At 62.8% G+C, this 247-nt stretch carries 1 protein-coding gene; it reads right to left on the minus strand.

What is annotated here, in order from left to right; translation table 11 throughout:
- Positions 1-247, minus strand: a 247-nt coding sequence (locus H6A60_RS13470; RefSeq protein ID WP_205105364.1) for a hypothetical protein, incomplete at both ends; no start/stop codon positions are given.

Below are 247 nucleotides of genomic sequence, written 5' to 3' on the forward strand. Positions count from 1 at the left end.
GTCCGGCCAGGATGGAGAGGAAGCTCTGCGTGAAGGCGATGAAGACCGAGAGGATCGTGTTCGTGTCGTAGCTGCGCAGGTCGCGGACGCTCTGGACAAGGTACGACGCGAGCGCTGTGCCGCGCAGATTCGATATCGGGAGCGCGGAGACGGCTTTCGCGCGGGCGTCGAAAATGTCCGTCTTGCGGCTCTTTTCCCAAAGAGCTGCGGCATTCATGAACTTGCCCGCGATCGCGCCGTCGAAGGC

The sequence above is a fragment of the Sutterella massiliensis genome, from assembly GCF_016899755.1.
Classification (GTDB): Bacteria; Pseudomonadota; Gammaproteobacteria; order Burkholderiales; family Burkholderiaceae_F; genus Sutterella; species Sutterella massiliensis.